Origin of the sequence: Streptomyces sp. MS191 (assembly GCF_008042125.1) — a bacterium.
Taxonomy (GTDB): Bacteria; Actinomycetota; Actinomycetes; order Streptomycetales; family Streptomycetaceae; genus Streptomyces.
Genome location: NZ_RDBI01000063.1, coordinates 47,035 through 48,142, shown reverse-complemented (window position 1 = coordinate 48,142; position 1,108 = coordinate 47,035). Strand labels below are relative to the sequence as shown.

Below are 1,108 nucleotides of genomic sequence, written 5' to 3'. Positions count from 1 at the left end.
GCGGTGGGGGCGGGTACGGCGGTACGAGTGTCGGATTCGGACGGTGCGGACGCGACGGACACCGGAGACTCTCCAGAGGGGCGGCGGGGTACGGGAAGGAGCGTGTGCGCCGGTCAGCCTATACGCACCCGTTGCCGCCCTTTGGTGTGAATTGACCGTTGCACGGGCGGGGCGGCGGGCAGCCGCGGCCGGTGGCGGGCCATCCAGAACTTCGCCAGGGGGGATGCGTGAGGCTGTCAGGCGTCTCATGGCCGCTTTGTGGTGCACGCAGGACGCCGAGAAAGGGCAACGGATCGTGAATGCAGGGGAGTTCGTGGCCGAGCTGAGCGCGGCCGGTGTGACGATGTACGAGGAGGACGGCCGGCTGCGCTACCGCGCCCCCCGAGGGGTGATGACGCCGGAGCGGCTGGAGACCTTGAAGGCCCACCGGGACGAGGTGCTCGCCCTGTTACGGGCACAGGAGTACGGCCCGGCCGTCGTCGCGGACCCGGAGGCGGCGCACGAGCCGTTCCCGCTCACCGACGTCCAGGCGGCCTACCTGCTCGGCCGCAGCGAGGCCTTCGACTACGGCGGCGTGGCCTGCCACGGCTACCTCGAACTGGCGCTCCCGCACTGGGGAGCCGACCGGATCGAGGACGCCTGGAACGAGCTGATCCGCAGGCACCCGATGCTGCGGGCCGTCGTCTCGGCCGAAGGCCATCAGCGGGTGCTCCCGGAGGTCCCCCGCTACCACGTCCGCCGCGAGGACCTGCGCGGCGCGGACACCGCCACCCGGACCGGCGCCCTGGAGGCGACCCGCGCCGAGATGTCGCACCAGGTGCGTCCCACCGAGCAGTGGCCGCTGTTCGACCTGCGCGTCACCGAGACCGACCGGGCCCTGCTGCTGCACGTCGCCGTCGACCTGCTGATCTGCGACTACAGCAGCATCCGGCTGCTGCTCACCGAACTGGACGCGATCTGTACCGGCTCCCGGCGGCCCGAGCCGCCGGGAGCCGGCTTCCGCGACTACGTCCTGGCGGCCGGCCGGGCCCGCGAGGGCAGCCGGTACCACCGCGACCGCGCCTACTGGTGGGACCGGGTGGACGCCCTGCCGCCCGCCCCCGACCTG

Annotated in this window: 1 protein-coding gene; it reads left to right on the top strand. The window is 72.8% G+C overall.

The features are described 5' to 3' along the window. Positions 1–295: 295 nt before the first annotated feature. On the top strand, positions 296–1,108 hold an 813-nt coding region (locus EAO71_RS38285), incomplete at its 3' end, for a TubC N-terminal docking domain-related protein (protein WP_261992368.1).